The organism is Winogradskyella sp. PC-19, from assembly GCF_002163855.1.
Lineage (GTDB): Bacteria > Bacteroidota > Bacteroidia > Flavobacteriales > Flavobacteriaceae > Winogradskyella.
This window is the reverse complement of sequence record NZ_CP019332.1, coordinates 2,596,407-2,613,164: the sequence shown is the minus strand read 5'-3', so window position 1 is coordinate 2,613,164 and position 16,758 is coordinate 2,596,407. Positions and strand designations below refer to the sequence as shown.

The window sequence follows — 16,758 nt, the reverse complement described above, 5'->3', positions numbered from 1 at the left end:
CTATTTTATCGCTTTCACGTCTGATTTAGGAATTAATGGCTTTACCAACATACCTGCATAAGCACCTGGAACTGATTTTGAAAGCATTACCGTCCCATCAGGAACTGCTTTTAAAACTGCCTTAGTATCCGAAAAATAAACTGGATTTACATCAATAAGATCTAGAATACTATCTCTAACTATAAAAATTTGATCACCTTCTAGTACTAAACTTCTATTGACTTCAATAGCATTGTCCTCAGACTTAGCATTTAGATTAGCTTCTAAGTACATACCTTCTTTTAATGATTTGTCTTTAACTTCTATATAAGCATTTATAGTTTGCGTGGTCGCATCAATACTTCCGTTAACTCTAGAAACTTTGCCAGTATATTTTTCTGTATTATCTAAATTGTTTAGCTTAACGCTCTCACCTACTTTTAAAAGATTTGCATATCTTTTACTTAAAGCAACCTCCATCTCATATGTAGTTGGATCTATAAACTCTCCTAATTTTTGTCCATTTCTAATTAATGACCCTTCAGTTACTAAAGCTTCTGTTAATATACCTGAAAAAGGTGCTCTAATATTGAATTTACCTAAACGCTGTTCTAAATTTTTAACGCTATAATAACTAGATACGATACCTCGACCAGTTATAAAATAGTTTTCTTTATCACTAGTCATTTCTGGTAACTTAGGTGTGGTTTTATCCATCTTAAACCCATTGAGGTACGTTTGCCATTTTGGGAATATTTCAGGAAAATCTAATCTCAAATCGGGCATTATAGCTGCAATAGAATTATATAAATTACTTTTTGCAGATTGTACACTGGCATAATATTCTGCAGCATCTATACCAATTAGTGTTTGACCTTGACGATACTCTTGACCTGGTCTGAACAACTTTCCGTTACTCTTAAAAACACCTTGTACTTCTGAATACAGTTCCACACGTCTTTTAGCCACTAGATTTCCGTTTGCAGGTATTACAATCTGTACGGTTCCATTTTTTACTGTATCCGTAAATACGGTTTTGATGACCTTTGCAGCTACAGGACGTTGTTTCTTTTTATTATTACTAATTTTTTCACCAATAAAATAAGCGCCTACAATAAGTAAGACGCCTAATATGGTAAGAATAATATTGCGCATTATAATGGTTAGTTTTAGCTACAAATTTACCAAAACCACCAACCGTACTCGTTAAAGAAATCCTAATTGTTAAAATTTAGTGTATCTATTGATTCTTGAACTGTTTCCCAATCTTCCATAAGTTGGTCTAGTTCTTTCTTTTTATTTTGATAGGCATCAAAAAATTCGGGTTTAGCAGCAGTTTCGTCATAGTTAGTTGCTAAAGCCATATCATCTTCCTTAATTGATTTTTCTAGCTGATTAATTTTTGACTCAATATTGCTAAGCTTATTATTTAAAGACTTTGATTTCTTTTGATCTTCATAGCTTTGTTTACTATTGGTTGTTTTTTCAACTTTAGCCACGACTGTTCTTTTTTCTGCTTCTCTAAGGTTTTCTAAGTTTCGTTGTTCTAAATAAAAATCAATATCACCCAAATACTGTTTAATCTTCTGATCTTTAAATTCGTAAATTGTCTCTGTTAAACCTTGAAGAAAGTCCCTATCGTGAGATACTAAGATTAGTGTTCCTTCAAATTTCTTTAAAGCATCTTTTAGTACGTTTTTAGACTTAATATCTAAGTGGTTTGTTGGCTCATCCATGATAAGCACATTCAGCGGTTGCAACAATAATTTTGCTAATGCCAATCTGTTACGCTCACCTCCAGAAAGCACACGTACATATTTTTCGGCTTCTTCGCCTCTAAACAAAAACGACCCTAAAATATCTCTGACCTTACTTCTATTAGTCTCGTTTGCAGCATCAATCATAGTCTCTAAAACAGTTTTACTACCATCTAGATATTCAGCTTGATTTTGGGCAAAATATCCTATTTGCACGTTATGACCAATTGATAATTTTCCTTGATGTTCAATTTCGCCAACTATAATTTTAGCTAATGTTGATTTTCCTTGACCATTTTGACCAACGAATGCGGTTTTGGTATCTCTTGGAATTGACATACTTACGTTATGAAGTACTTGTAAATCTCCATAGTGTTTCGAAACATCTTCAACCTCTACTACAACTTTACCTGGGGTTACAGAAACAGGGAAATTTAATGTCATTACTGCATTATCCTCTTCATCCACTTCAATCCTATCCATACGCTCCAATTTTTTTATAAGCGATTGTGCCATGGTAGCTTTGGATGCTTTTGCACGAAATTTTTCTATAAGCTTCTCTGTTTGCTGAATTTGTTTCTCCTGATTTTTTTGTGTAGCGAGTTGCTGAGTTTTTATCTCTTTTCGTAATGCTAAAAACTTAGTATATGGCTTGTTATAATCGTAGATACGGCCCAATGAAATTTCAATAGTTCTATTTGTAACATTATCTAAAAACATTTTATCGTGAGATACAATGACTACAGCACCAGCATAGTTCTTCAAAAAATTCTCTAACCAGATAATAGATTCTATATCTAGGTGATTTGTTGGCTCATCCAACAACAATAAATCATTATTTTGAAGTAAGAGTTTTGCCAGCTCTATTCGCATACGCCAACCACCAGAAAATGTATCGGTTAATTTATTAAAGTCTTCACGCTTAAAACCTAAACCCTGTAAAATCTTTTCAGTTTCACCTTGATAACTATAACCACCTAAAATTTCATATTGATGTTGAATATCGTTCAAATCAATCATTAGTTGATTGTATGATTCGCTTTCGTAATCTGTACGCTCAGCTAATTGTGTATTAATATCTTCGAGTTGTTTTTCACACGTTTTTATTTCCTTAAAGGCCTCATAAGATTCTTCCAAAACAGTCTTTCCGAAATCGAAATCAATATCTTGCTTCAAGAAACCAATTTTTAAGTCTTTATCAGCAGCTATTTGCCCTGAATCGGCTTCTTGCTCTTTTGATAAAATACGAAGCATGGTTGATTTTCCTGCACCGTTTTTTCCGATTAGACCAATTCGGTCGCCATTACCAAGTTTAAAGGTAATCTCCTCGAAAAGATATTCGCCTTGAAATGATATAGAAAGATTGTGAATATTAAGCATAGCTTTTAATTATAAAATAATAACGACAAACGTTATAATTGTTACAATGCATCGCGTTTAAAAAATTATCTTTGCATTGTATTAAAAAACGCAAAAGTAAAGGTTTTCAGTTATGATTGGTAAAGGAAATAAGATTTATAGTATTTTGTTTGGTGTCTGTCCAAAATGCCATAAAGAATCAATGTATGTCGACAAGAATCCATACCACATTAGTGATGTTCTAAAAATTAATGACCATTGCTCTCATTGTCATACCAGATACCGAATGGAGCCTTCGTTTTTTTATGGTTCTATGTATGTTAGTTATGGCGTTGGTATTGCTTTTGCGGTTGTAGCATTTATTATAAGTTTTGTATTGTTAGACTCTTCTTTAGTCACAGCTTTTATTGCAATCGTAGCAACATTAATTGCATTTATGCCTATAATTATGAGATTATCTCGTAATATTTGGATTAACCTATTTATGAGTTATGATAAATCTTTAGGAAACAAATAACTTCTCATCAATTATGAGATTTCTCGTCGTTCATTCTTCTCTCTGTTGAAATAGCAAAACCAGTTAAATTTTCTTGAAGCGTTTAATATTAATCTCATTATCGAGTTCTATATTATTTTCAATAAGATTGAAAAGCTTTTGTGCCACATAAGGTCCAATCATAACACCACGAGAACCCAAACCATTTAGAACGTACAAATTATCAATTTTAGGATGATTGCCTACGATTGGTCTTCTATCACCAACTGTTGGTCTAATTCCAGCTTGATGGTCTACTACTTCAAAATCACAGGTTATAAACTTCTTTAATTTCGTCAAAAGTTCTTGTTTAGCAGCCTCTGTTGGAGTATTCGTTTTGTCTTTCCATTTGTAAGTCGAACCTACTTTATAGAAATCGTTGCCTATAGAAATTATAAACACAGAGGATTTAATAGCGGTATCTAATTTTAAATCTGGGGCTTTTATTGTTAATACTTCGCCTTTAGTTCCATTTAATGGGATATGATTAAAATACGGATTGTGCTTTACGCCATAGCCTTCTGCAAAAATGATATGCTTGGCCTCAATATCCTTATAAGATAGTCTGGTTTCTGAAATATCTAGAGCTTTATAATCAAACTCTTCTTCTATTAATAAACCTTTAGATTTAAGGTCTTTTTTGTAAGCAGAAATTAAATGCGCAGTATCAATACGTCCACCATGTAATACTTCTCCCAAACCAAAAGATGCATCGATATATTGGTTTTTATTTTTTTTTATTTCAGTTGACAAAAAAGGTTCTAATGATGGTTTATCTGAAGCTGTAAACCATAAATTTTGTTCTTCAATAGAACTGAAACGTCTGTAAATAGGATGCTGATAATCTAACTCTACACCTAATTCTTTTTCAATTTTTGCATAGCTAGGTAATGCAATATCCAGTTGTATTTTTGCTTTCCAAACTTCGGTAAAACGTTTTAAAATAACTGGATTATATAAACCGGCAGCCACCATTGATGATTGCTGAGAGGCATCATCATAAACTATAAAGGATTTAGAATTTGATTTTAGAACTTCTGAAAAGGCAATACCAGCCAAACCACAACCAACTATTATGTAATCTACGTTTTTCATTTAGGCAAATCTATCAAAAGATTAATTAATATTATTATTTACAAATGAAAAACGCCCACTAAATAGCGGGCGTTTGTTTTATTTGAAATAAAAAATTAATAATTCCACATGTCTTGTTCAAAATTACGAATTTTGTCTTTTATTCGTTGTGATTCCATAAGTTGCATTAAAGCATTATCCTTAATATAATCTTTTACTTCACGGTCTCCGTATACATTTTCCTCTTTGTACATGTAACCATTAAAACGTCTAGAGTTTAAGATATGGTCAAAAGAGATTGGCATTGCACTATTTTTGTTATTGAATGCTTTTGCCTCATGCAAGATACCTCTAGCCTCTGGGTAAAACACCCAAAATAATGGAATAGGTTCGTTGTTAGCCTCATCGTCAGAGTCAATAAAGTTAACATCTGGAGCTGCTGGACCTACACCTAAAAGGCGGTATTTCATTTCTCCTTGACGCTTATCAAAGTACCAAAGTCCTTTTAATAAATATGCCTTAATATCGTAAGCTTCAATATCTCTTTGAGTAATATATTCTGGGTCTACATAGCCATCAGCATTGAATTGATCAAAACCTATATCTAAAGTATCGATTTTTTGCATTGACTGTTTTAACTCCTCGAATGTACGTTCTTGTGAAAAATAAGAATCTGCATATACTTTTGGTATATCACCAGACTTTACTGAGTTCCATAATACATGAAACAAAGAACGTCGGTCTGGGCCAATATTATTTGTATCTACAGGATAATACAACGGAAAGTTAACACGCTCATCCAATACAACTTTTTCCCAAGTCATCTTAGAATATAAACGGTCTCTATCGTCTACGTAACCATACTCTAATGGCTCATCATTATCTAAAAGCAACTGCTCTTCAGTCTTTACTCCGATTTCTTCAGGAATCTTTGCATTTAGAATATTTGCTTGTGCAAACACACCACTGAAAGTAAGTACTCCTAGAGTTGTTAATAATAATTGCTTTATATTCTTCATTTTAATCTATTTTAAACGTTTGAGGCTATTTTTAAAACGTGTTTAGCTCAAAAATATTTTAGTTTGCTAGCTCAATAACAACTGGCGTTACTGTTTTAATTCTAATAGAACTACCAGATGCCTTAGCTTTAATATTGATAAACTGTACGATATCACCTCTTCTAGCAGATCTTAATGCAGTTTTAGCTGCAGAGTTCAATCTGTTACCTGTACAATTTACAGAAGGTTTACCTGGTACTTTCATTGTGAATGATTGTACATTTAATGGTAATTTAAAGTCAAAATCATCTCCGAAATCAGCAGATAGTTTACCTATCTCAACATTGTTTCTTGGTAATTTAGCATTACCTACTTGACCATTAAATGCACCTATTGGTTTTGGTAAATCTTTAATTCTAAAAGTTTTCTTATCTGAAACTTTTTTTCCATCATCTAATGTACCTGTAACGTTTATTGTTACTTCACGACCACCTGCTGGTCTCATGTCGTATTTACCGTTAGATTTCTTAGTTAAACCTGCTGCATTAGCTACAACTCTATTATCTGGTACACCAGCAAAAGAAATCGTCATTGGGTTAACTACTCCTCGGTAAACAACATTCATCTTATCAGCCGCAATAGTTGCAGAATTTGGTCTTGGTACTACAACATAGTTTCCTGTAAATTCAATTGGTAATTCCTCTCCTTTTTCCATGAAAGTAAACGTACCCTTTACTTCATTTTCACCTACATTACCTGTTGTAAAATCTAATCTTGCATTTCCTAAAGAATCGATTGCTCCTTCTTTTGATAAAGACACTTCATTTCCATTGATATTTAATTTTACAGGTGTTACATTAGCATATTTACCTAATACAACTTTTCCGCTAAACTTTTCTCCCGAATAGAAAGCATTCTTATCTGGTATAACAATGGCTTGATAATTTTTAAGTGTAATTGCTTCTTCTAATGAATTTCCTAAAAATACATTATACAAGTTAGCTTCTGTAGTCTTTACATCATTCTGAATAGATGTTAACTTTGCATAAGATGCTACAGCTGGAAACCCTTGGAAGTTATAATCTAAATAACTCAATTTAGCGCCTTCTTCTGGTTTAACGTCGCTAAAATCGAAACGTTTATCAAAGTTTTCAACTGCAGTTTCATATGTAACATCATCACCAAGTACTGCTTTTATATCAGCCTTGTACTTTTTGAATGTTTCCATTACTTTCTGACCGACTTTAGTTAAACGGTCACCCGTAAACCATTTTTCATCTAAGTAATCTCCTTTATCCATTTTCTCCGCTGGTAATTGGCCATTAACTAGCTCATAGTTACCACCTTTGAGAATGTCTTGCTTAAGACCTCCGATATAAGTATTAAACTTATCGGAAATCGCTTTAATTTGTTCTGCTTTTACTGCAGGTAATTTAAATTCAGCTTTTTCTTCAGCTTTTTGTTCTAACCCTTTAAGTAAATTTTCATTTGCTTTTGCTGTAAAAGCATTTGTAGATTCGAACTTAGCATCCATCGAACTAAATGCCGATAGTACTTCTTTGTCCATAGTCATTGCAATCATTGCAATAAAAACTAAGTACATTAAGTTAATCATTTTCTGCCTTGCAGATTGTTTTCCTCCTGCCATAATTAGTTTTTTTGGTTAATTAAAGATTAATATTAAAAAACTAATTAGTTCTTATTCATTGCAGTTAACATTCCTCCATATACACCATTTAATGATGATAAGTTAGATGCTAATGATTGCATTTGCTCTTTAAGCTTAGCCGCATTTTCTACTGCTTCTTCGTTGATTGCAGCTTGACGGTTTGCACTCTCCATTTGTACTTTATAAAGGCTATTTAATGATTCCATTTGTGCAGCAGCTAAAGACATTTCTTCGCTATATTTTTTCTGAGCTGCCATAGAATCAACTGTTGGGTTAAGACTCTTAGCTGCACCTTCAAAGTTTTTAATGCTATCTCCTAAGCTAGCCATAAGCTCACCATCAATTTTAGCATCTTTTAATAAGTTGTCTAATTTTTTAGATAACATACCTTGAGCATCTTTAGGCTCTTCTTTTGCTTTTTTAGCTTTAGTCATACCGCCTTCTAATTCTGGGTAAACTAATGACCAATCTAAATCTTCTTGTTGTCTTTCAAATGCTGAGTATGCAAATACCAACGCTTCTACAACCATACCTAGTGTTAGGATTTCAGAACCGTAAGGCCAGTGCTGAATTTTAAATAATGCTCCAACAATTACAATTGCTGCTCCTAATCCGTAGATCATATTTGTTAACGTAAGTTTTCCTTTCTGTGCCATAATTTTAGTTTTTAGTTTTAAATTTTAGTTGAGTCAAAGCGTGCTCAACCTCGTAGGTTAATTATTTAGTTTATGATTATTTAGTTTTTTCCGTTTTTGGTTACTTCTGTACCCATGTAATCCTGTACAGTTCTAAAGCCGATATAGCTTCTTGCAGAATCCGCATATTCGTAATCTCTTGAACTTACTTGTAAGTAGTAAGCAACATCTTTCCAAGAACCACCACGTACAACTTTGCGCTGGTTGTTTTTATCATTTACACTAGGGTTTATACTAGACATAAACTCATATGATGATATCGAATAAGAGCTGTTTACCCATTCTGACACATTACCTGCCATATTATAAAGGTTAAAGTCATTAGGCTCATAGGCGTCTGCTTCTACAGTATATAAAGCTTGATCAGCAGCATAATCACCACGAAGAGGCTTAAAGTTTGCCATAAAACAACCTCTATCATTTAAAGTATAGTTATTACCCCAAGGAAATGTTGCTCCTTGTAATCCACCACGAGCAGCATATTCCCACTCAGCTTCGTTAGGTAATCTGTAAACATTTACTGGTTGTCTTTTTCTATCTTTTTGGTAATCATTATGGTATATCGTTCTCCATTGGCAAAATGCCTTTGCTTGATCCCAAGATACTCCTACAACAGGATAATCTCCGTATGCGTCATGCCAGAAATAATCGTTATGCATTGGCTCATTATAAGAATAAGCAAAGTCACGTATCCATACAGTGGTATCTGGATAAATCATCACCTCTTGCTGCTCAATAACGTCCGAACGTTTGAGTGTACGATCTTTAGCAGCTGCTTGGATATCCATTTTTGAGTATTTGAAAACAAATTGTGACACATCCCATGTGCGCTGTCCATTGTATGACTCTTCTAACGGTAAATACATTCCGTCCATTACTTCAGAGTATAATTCATCTGGATAATCTTCAGTATCTAGATATAAATCAATTTCTGTATTAAGTTGACGCTGTTCATTACCATATGTATTAATCATATACTTCTGGTAAGCGTTTAAGTTTGTCGTATCAGAATCAGTGTAAGCAAATTCACCAATGTCTCCATTACCTTGAACTTTACCTTCAAGATCAGCCATTTCAGCAAGTTTTTCTCTTATGACGTTATTTCTAACATCCTCTACAAATTGTCTGTACTCGCTATTGGTGATTTCAGTTTCATCCATATAGAAAGCTCTAACAGTTGCAGTTTTGGTAGGTGCATCTTGCATACCTGCTAAATCATCATCAGATTTACCCATGATGAAAGCGCCACCAGGAATTAAAGTCATTCCATAAGGCTTTTCGGGGTGCCATCGTTTACCTTTTACGCCGACAACCTGTCCGCGGTCTCCAGAGTTACAGCTTACCATAAAAGCTAACACTGTGATTAGTAAAACAAGCTTATTCATTTTCATAAAACTATAGGTTAAATTAGTATCCTTAAATTTTGAGTTGGTAAACATATTTCAATTAATCGGAAAAAACAACTTTTTTTCGATTTTTTTTGCATTTCATCCTTAAAAAAATGCATTTCATCGATAAAATTTCTATATAATATCGATAAACTGCGCTCTTTAGAAGTTATTCTTCCTGTAGGCTTTGTACCAACGTTCAGGGATTTTACCTTCGGTTGCAGCCACATAATCTTCGTGTGCGCATGGTAATAACGTATGCTTTTTTAATTTATTATTAACATTTGCTAAAAAAGGAATTTCTATCCACCAGCGTCCAGTCTTGACACTTTTGAAGAATATAAGCTCTTCATTTTCAATGAGAACATTATATTTTAAATAATTATCTGAATTTATAAAATCATCGTCTTTAACTCGACAATTGACGCCTTCGACAAAATACCAAATCATTTGCGCTACTAGCATAGCAGTTATTGTGTCCTTTGGCGCATAATGATATTCATAAATACCAAAAGATGACACTTTATTACTAATGCCGGCATAACGAGTAATGGCACAAATCTCTTTTCCATCTAAGCCATTTGGTGTAAACTTTAGACGCTCACCTACTTCTGCGGCACGAACAGATTTTAAATCTACTGTTACAATATGTGCATCTCGCATTACAGGCTCTACGCTATTTATAGTATTTGAAATTTCCCCTAGTCTATAGGCTTCAAAATACAAACGTTCCATTAAGTCTATTTCTTCTTGAGAGTTGAAATAGGTTTGATACCCAATAGTCGAGTAGTTAAAAAGATTATAGGGTTCTTCAAGAATAATTTTACCGAAATAACTATTATTTTTGATTGGTTGCGAGGAGTCACCTAAATCAAAGTTCGTATCTACATTTACTATATTGACCATAGGCTGTAAATTATCGTAAGCACGATAATTTGCATAAGTCAAATCCTGACTTCCTCCAATAATTATAGGTATGATTTTTTTCTCGACTAATAATTCTACAATAGTACGAAGTGCGAAGTAGCTATCTTCCGTAGATTCTCCTGGCTCAATATCTCCAAGATCTGCAATAATTGTATGCCAATTACCAGGAAACAAACTGTAGAAAGTTTTTCTTATGTCGTCAAAGTTTAGTTCTGAACCAATATAATTGACATCATTTCTATTTTCCTTTACGCCAATAAGAGCTAACTGAACCTTATCTAAGTCTGGAAGACCGTTTTGCTCAGAATGAATCTTTATTTTCCTTCCTATTGTTTGCTGAGATAATAATTCGCTATGCGCTAATACTGAATCGGAAACTGGTGAGAGGAAATTAAAGTTCATTTATCGTTTTACTTTTTTTTGGTCGTTTTCTTTTTTGCTGTCGTTTTTCGCTTAGTTGCCTTTTTCTTTGGCGCGTTTTTTTCTAAAATTGCTTGTGCTTCTTCTAGAGTCATATCTGTAACATCTACAGTTTTTGGCAATTCTACTTTTTGTTTACCCTTAATAATATTATGTCTTTTCCATCTAGCTTTTTCGACACGTATGCCTTCAGCTTCCCAATTATGGATAATTTTATCTTTTTCTTTCTGAATTTTATCTTCAATCAAAGTAACGATATCCTCATCAGATAAATTATCCCAATCGTATTTTTTATTAACATTGATAAACATATTGTTCCATTTAATAAATGGTCCAAAACGCCCTTTTCCTTTTTGCACATCTAATCCTTGATACGTATAGATTGGTGCGTCTGCTTTTTCCTTTTCGATTATAAGCTCTACAGCTTGATCATAATCTACACTTAAAGGATCTAAACCTTTTGGTAATGAAACGAATTTTTTACCAAATTTTACATATGGTCCAAAACGTCCATTGTTAACCTCTACTTCTTCGTCTTTATAATGACCTAATGATTTTGGAAGCTGGAATAAATTCATAGCCTCTTCATAAGTAATAGAGCTTAATTGTTGATCAGGTGATAAGCTTGCAAATTTTGGTTTTTCTTCGTCATCTACAGTACCTATCTGAACCATAGGGCCAAACTTACCCAAACGTACGCTTACGCGACGACCAGTTTCTGGATCTTCACCTAAAATACGCTCGCCAGATTCACGCTCTGCATTTTCCTGAACATCTTCCACTTGTGGATGGAACCCTTTATAAAAGTCTTTCATCATTTCTCGCCAATCTTCTTTTCCTTCTGCAATATCATCAAAACTCGCTTCTACTCGAGCTGTAAAATTGTAGTCTAGGATACTTTCAAAATGATTAACTAAGAAATCAGTAACAATTGTTCCAATATCTGTTGGCACTAATTTTCCTTTATTAGAACCTGTAGTTTCAGAAAGTAGTTTTGTTTTAATATCACTACCCTCAAGAATTAGCTGTTTATATTTTCGTTCATCGCCTTCGTGCGTTCCTTTTTCAATATAGTTTCTATTCTGAATTGTTGAAATTGTCGGCGCATATGTCGATGGACGACCAATACCTAACTCTTCGAGCTTTTTTACTAAAGCAGCTTCTGTAAAACGAGATGGTGGTCTCGTAAAACGTTCTGTTGCAGTGATATATTTATTATCTAGTTTTTCTCCTATTTTTAAATCTGGTAAAATACCATCTTGTTCAGCATCCTCATCATCTGTACCTTCTAGATATACCTTAAGGAAACCTTCAAAAGTTATAATTTCACCATTTGCAGAAAACTGCTCGGCTAATTTACTTCCTGAACTATTAATCTGAATCTTAAGATTTGTACGCTCCAACCTAGCTTCACTCATCTGAGATGCAATAGCGCGTTTCCATATTAAATCATATAATCTAGCTTGGTCGCGTTCTGCACCAACAGAATGGTTTGCAAAATTTGTTGGTCGTATGGCTTCGTGAGCTTCTTGAGCTCCTTTTGATTTACCTTTATAATTACGAGGCATACTATATTCTATACCGTATGCAGATACTATCTCGCTTTCAGCACCTTTTTTTGCTTCGTCAGATAAATTTACACTATCCGTTCTCATATAGGTAATCAAACCTGCTTCATATAAACGTTGCGCATTACTCATAGTTCTGCTTACAGAATACCCTAATTTACGAGAGGCTTCTTGTTGTAATGTAGATGTTGTAAACGGAGGCGCTGGCGATTTCTTTGCTGGTTTTTTTTGTAGGTCAGAAACTTCATATCCAGCACCAACATTATTTTGCAAAAATTGAAGTGCTTCTTCTTCAGAATTAAAATTCTTAGGTAATTTTGCTTTAAAAGTACTTCCACTAATAGTTTTAAATTCTGCATCTACTCTATAAGACGCTTTGGCTTCAAACTTATTAATCTCTCGTTCTCGCTCGACAATTAATCGTACAGAAACAGATTGTACTCGACCAGCCGATAGACCACCTTTGACTTTGCGCCATAAAACGGGGGACAATTCATAACCAACAATTCTATCTAATACACGACGCGCTTGTTGTGCATCTACTAAATCGTAATCTATACTCCTTGGATTTTCAATAGCCTTTGTAATTGCAGACTTTGTAATCTCGTGAAAAACGATACGTTTTGTTTTTTCTTTATCTAAATCTAATGTCTCAGCCAAGTGCCATGCGATGGCTTCTCCTTCTCTATCTTCATCACTGGCCAACCAAACCATCTCTGCTTTTTTTGCTAAATCTTTTAGTTTCTTTACAACATCTTTCTTGTCTTTTGAAACTTGATATTTTGGTTTGAAATCACCGTCGACATCAACCCCTAATTCTTTAGAAGGAAGATCAGCAATATGTCCAAAACTGGACTCTACTTTATAATCTTTCCCTAAAAATTTCTCTATGGTTTTTGCCTTTGCAGGTGACTCAACTATGACTAGATTCTTCGGCATGCTTGGTTTTTTTTGAGGATACAAATGTATATCAAAAAAAATATACAAACCTAATTAAGCACTAATTCATCTTATTTTTAAGACATTTTAACGTGTTAGAATTACAATAATTCATACTGTCACTTTGTCACAACTCTGAAAATAATCATATCTTTGCATGCTTATTGAGAAATAGATAACAGATATATATTTCGTTCGACGAAATAATGCATATGGAAAAAATAATAGACGAAAACAAACAAGGTGAAAACCTTGTTATTGAAAATAAACAAACCAACTCTAGGAAGCTTTTTATTGAAAGCTATGGCTGTCAAATGAACTTTAGTGACAGTGAAATTGTAGCTTCTATACTTTCTGAAGAAGGCTTCAATACCACTAAATCTCTCGAAGAAGCAGACTTAGTATTGGTAAACACTTGCTCAATTAGAGACAAAGCAGAACAAACTGTTAGAAAACGTTTAGAAAAATACAATGCTGTAAAACGAAGCAAAAATCCAAAAATGAAAATTGGAGTTTTAGGCTGTATGGCAGAACGTTTGAAAAGCAAGTTTCTTGAAGAAGAAAAAATGGTAGATCTTGTTGTTGGTCCAGATGCTTATAAAGATTTGCCAAACCTTATTAGCGAAGTAGATGATGGCCGAAATGCAATAAACGTTATTCTTTCTAAAGAAGAAACCTATGGAGACATTGCTCCAGTTCGCCTTAATACCAACGGCGTTACTGCATTTGTATCTATAACACGTGGATGCGACAATATGTGTACGTTTTGCGTTGTTCCTTTTACAAGAGGTCGTGAACGTAGTCGTGAGCCACAATCTATTATCGAAGAAATCAACGATTTGGCAAGCAAAGGTTTTAAAGAAGTTACGTTACTAGGACAAAACGTAGACAGCTTTTTATGGTATGGTGGCGGCTTAAAGAAAGACTTTAAAAAAGCAACCGAAATGCAAAAAGCAACTGCTGTAAATTTTGCAATGCTTTTAGACATGTGTGCAAAAGCACAACCAAAAATGCGTTTCAGATTTTCTACATCTAACCCTCAGGATATGACATTAGATGTTATTGAGACAATGGCTAAACATAGAAATATCTGTAACTATGTGCATTTACCTGTTCAAAGCGGAAACAACAGAATTCTAAAAGCTATGAATCGCCTTCATACTCGCGAGGAATACTTTGAATTAATTGACAACATTAGACGTATCATCCCGGATATTGCTATAAGCCAAGACATGATTGCTGGTTTTCCCACAGAAACAGAAGAAGAGCATCAAGATACTTTAAGTCTTATGGAATATGTAAAGTATGACTTCGGATTTATGTTTGCATATTCTGAAAGACCAGGAACATTGGCAGGTCGTCGCATGGAAGATGATATTCCTGCGGATGTTAAACAACGCAGATTGAATGAAATTCAGGCATTGCAACGCGAACACAGCCATTACAGAACAAAACAAAATGTAGGGAAAATTCAAGAAATCTTGATTGAAAAAGAGTCAAAAAAATCAGATGCACATTGGTCTGGTAGAAACAGTCAAAACACTGTTGCTGTTTTTCTTAAGAAAAACTACAAAGTTGGAGATTTTGTAAATGTAAAAATTACAGATTGCACTTCTGCAACGCTTATTGGCGAAGCTGTTGGGTACTCAGACAATAACTAAAACATGGAATCAATACAAGCCATAAAACAACGTTTCGGAATTATTGGCAACGATGCCAAACTTAATCGCTCTATTGAAAAAGCGATACAAGTAGCACCTACCGATATTTCTATATTAGTTACCGGAGAAAGTGGTGTTGGTAAAGAGAGTATTCCAAAAATCATACACCAACTATCACATCGTAAACACGGTAAATACATTGCTGTAAACTGTGGTGCTATTCCAGAAGGTACAATTGACAGTGAGCTTTTTGGCCACGAAAAAGGAGCTTTTACAGGAGCTACTCAAACACGTTCCGGTTATTTTGAAGTTGCAGATGGTGGAACAATATTTTTAGATGAAGTTGGAGAATTGCCACTAACAACACAAGTGCGCCTGTTGCGTGTTCTAGAAAATGGCGAATTCATCAAAGTAGGCTCAAGTAAGGTTCAAAAAACTGATGTTCGTATTGTTGCAGCTACAAACGTAAATATGTTTGAGGCTATTAAGAAAGAGAAATTTAGAGAAGATTTATATTACCGCTTAAGTACCATTGAGATTAATCTTCCTGCACTTCGTGAGCGTAAAGAAGACATACATTTATTATTTAGAAAGTTTGCTAGTGATTTTGCACTAAAATATAAAATGCCAACGGTAAAATTAACCGCTGAGGCTATTCAGCTTCTTCTAAGTTACAGATGGAATGGAAATATACGTCAACTGCGCAATGTTGCGGAACAAGTCTCGGTTTTAGAGCACAACCGCTCTATTTCTGGGGTTACTTTAAAAAATTATTTACCGACAGGTGCTGGTCAAAATTTACCCGCTGTAATAAAAGACACTAAATCTGAAAGCGATTTTAGTAACGAACGTGAGATTTTATACAAGGTTTTATTTGATATGAAAAGTGACCTCAATGACTTGAAAAAGTTAACGATGGAACTTATGAAAAATGGTAACATTTCTGAAGTCGAAAAAGATAACGAAGGACTGATTCAAAAAATCTATGGTAACAACGAAGAGGAAACACTACAAGACGTTCCTGTTTTAGCGATACCAGAACATAGAGAAGAGATAATCGACCCAATTATAGAAACTGAAGACAAATACCACTTTGCAGAGGAGATTGAAGAAGAAGAAACCTTGTCGCTTCATGATAAAGAATTAGAATTAATAAAAAAATCACTAGAACGTCACAACGGAAAACGTAAATTAGCCGCTGCCGAGTTAGGTATTAGCGAACGAACGCTTTACAGAAAGATAAAACAATACGATTTATAATTTTTCCGTTTTATCAAAAACAACACTAATGAAATTATTTAAATATATCTGCTTCACACTATATTTCACAAGTCTAACAGCTTGTGGTCCTTATTCATTTACAGGAATTACTGAAACCCCAGAAACTTTTCAGGTTAATTTTTTTCAGAATAACGCACCTCTAATAGAGCCTGGTTTAGATATTCAATTTACAAATGCGCTTCAAGATTTAATAGTAAATCAAACTAATTCTAATCTTGTAAATTCTGGTGCCGAAGTTATTTTTGAAGGCGAAATTGTTGAGTACAGGATTAGCCCCACAACAGCTACTGCAAATAATCGAGCAGCACAAAACAGATTAACCATTGGTGTTAATGTAAAATATACTAACACAAAAGATGACGAAAAAAGTTTTGACCAACGCTTCTCATTCTTTTTTGACTATGAAGGTGATGCACTGTTAACTGGCGGGCAACGCGATACAGCTTGGGAAGCTATTTTTGAGCGTATTACACAAGATATTTTTCAAAAAGCTTTAGCAGACTGGTAA

General features: G+C 34.1%; 13 protein-coding genes. 4 read left to right on the top strand and 9 right to left on the bottom strand.

Features of this window, described 5'->3' with window-relative positions:
• Together BTO05_RS12005 and BTO05_RS12000 are read right to left on the bottom strand one after the other, a co-directional pair.
• Positions 1-1,134 carry an efflux RND transporter periplasmic adaptor subunit gene (locus tag BTO05_RS12005; RefSeq protein ID WP_087492901.1) on the bottom strand — a complete coding sequence of 378 codons (1,134 nt, stop codon included), beginning with the start codon at positions 1,132-1,134 and terminating at the stop codon, positions 1-3.
• Positions 1,135-1,196: 62 nt separating this feature from the next.
• Positions 1,197-3,116: an ABC-F family ATP-binding cassette domain-containing protein gene (locus tag BTO05_RS12000; RefSeq protein WP_087492900.1), complete on the bottom strand. Its 1,920-nt coding sequence runs from the start codon at positions 3,114-3,116 to the stop codon at positions 1,197-1,199.
• A gap of 112 nt (positions 3,117-3,228) precedes the next feature.
• Here BTO05_RS12000 and BTO05_RS11995 point away from each other — a divergent pair, with 112 nt between their 5' ends.
• A complete protein-coding gene (locus tag BTO05_RS11995) occupies positions 3,229-3,612 on the top strand; it encodes a DUF983 domain-containing protein (protein WP_087492899.1) in 384 nt (127 codons plus the stop codon).
• Between the two features lie 63 nt (positions 3,613-3,675).
• Here the strand turns inward: BTO05_RS11995 and BTO05_RS11990 are convergent, their stop codons facing one another.
• The 7 genes from BTO05_RS11990 to topA form a co-directional block, all read right to left on the bottom strand.
• Positions 3,676-4,725, bottom strand: a complete 1,050-nt coding sequence (locus BTO05_RS11990; protein WP_087492898.1) for an NAD(P)/FAD-dependent oxidoreductase — start codon at positions 4,723-4,725, stop codon at positions 3,676-3,678.
• A 95-nt stretch (positions 4,726-4,820) separates the two neighbouring features.
• Positions 4,821-5,723 (bottom strand): gliding motility protein GldN, encoded by a 903-nt coding sequence (gene gldN / locus BTO05_RS11985; RefSeq protein ID WP_087492897.1) that lies wholly within the window; start codon positions 5,721-5,723, stop codon positions 4,821-4,823.
• 58 nt (positions 5,724-5,781) lie between these two features.
• Complete coding sequence (gene gldM / locus BTO05_RS11980; RefSeq protein WP_087492896.1) at positions 5,782-7,350, bottom strand: gliding motility protein GldM; 1,569 nt, start codon at positions 7,348-7,350, stop codon at positions 5,782-5,784.
• A 44-nt stretch (positions 7,351-7,394) separates the two neighbouring features.
• Positions 7,395-8,027 (bottom strand): gliding motility protein GldL, encoded by a 633-nt coding sequence (gldL, locus tag BTO05_RS11975; protein WP_087492895.1) that lies wholly within the window; start codon positions 8,025-8,027, stop codon positions 7,395-7,397.
• 80 nt (positions 8,028-8,107) lie between these two features.
• Entirely contained in the window at positions 8,108-9,451 is a 1,344-nt protein-coding gene (gldK, locus tag BTO05_RS11970) for a gliding motility lipoprotein GldK (protein WP_410529721.1), read from the bottom strand.
• 165 nt (positions 9,452-9,616) lie between these two features.
• The gene (locus tag BTO05_RS11965; RefSeq protein ID WP_087492894.1) at positions 9,617-10,783 is read right to left on the bottom strand and encodes a formimidoylglutamase; all 1,167 of its coding nucleotides are present in this window, start codon (positions 10,781-10,783) and stop codon (positions 9,617-9,619) included.
• Positions 10,784-10,791: 8 nt separating this feature from the next.
• Entirely contained in the window at positions 10,792-13,308 is a 2,517-nt protein-coding gene (gene topA, locus BTO05_RS11960; protein ID WP_087492893.1) for a type I DNA topoisomerase, read from the bottom strand.
• Between the two features lie 212 nt (positions 13,309-13,520).
• Here topA and miaB point away from each other — a divergent pair, with 212 nt between their 5' ends.
• From miaB to BTO05_RS11945, 3 genes are read left to right on the top strand one after another with little or no spacing between them, the layout of a single operon-like run.
• Positions 13,521-14,969 (top strand): tRNA (N6-isopentenyl adenosine(37)-C2)-methylthiotransferase MiaB, encoded by a 1,449-nt coding sequence (miaB, locus tag BTO05_RS11955; RefSeq protein WP_087492892.1) that lies wholly within the window; start codon positions 13,521-13,523, stop codon positions 14,967-14,969.
• Between the two features lie 3 nt (positions 14,970-14,972).
• A complete protein-coding gene (locus BTO05_RS11950) occupies positions 14,973-16,229 on the top strand; it encodes a sigma-54 interaction domain-containing protein (RefSeq protein WP_087492891.1) in 1,257 nt (418 codons plus the stop codon).
• A gap of 28 nt (positions 16,230-16,257) precedes the next feature.
• The gene (locus BTO05_RS11945) at positions 16,258-16,758 is read left to right on the top strand and encodes an LptE family protein (protein WP_087492890.1); all 501 of its coding nucleotides are present in this window, start codon (positions 16,258-16,260) and stop codon (positions 16,756-16,758) included.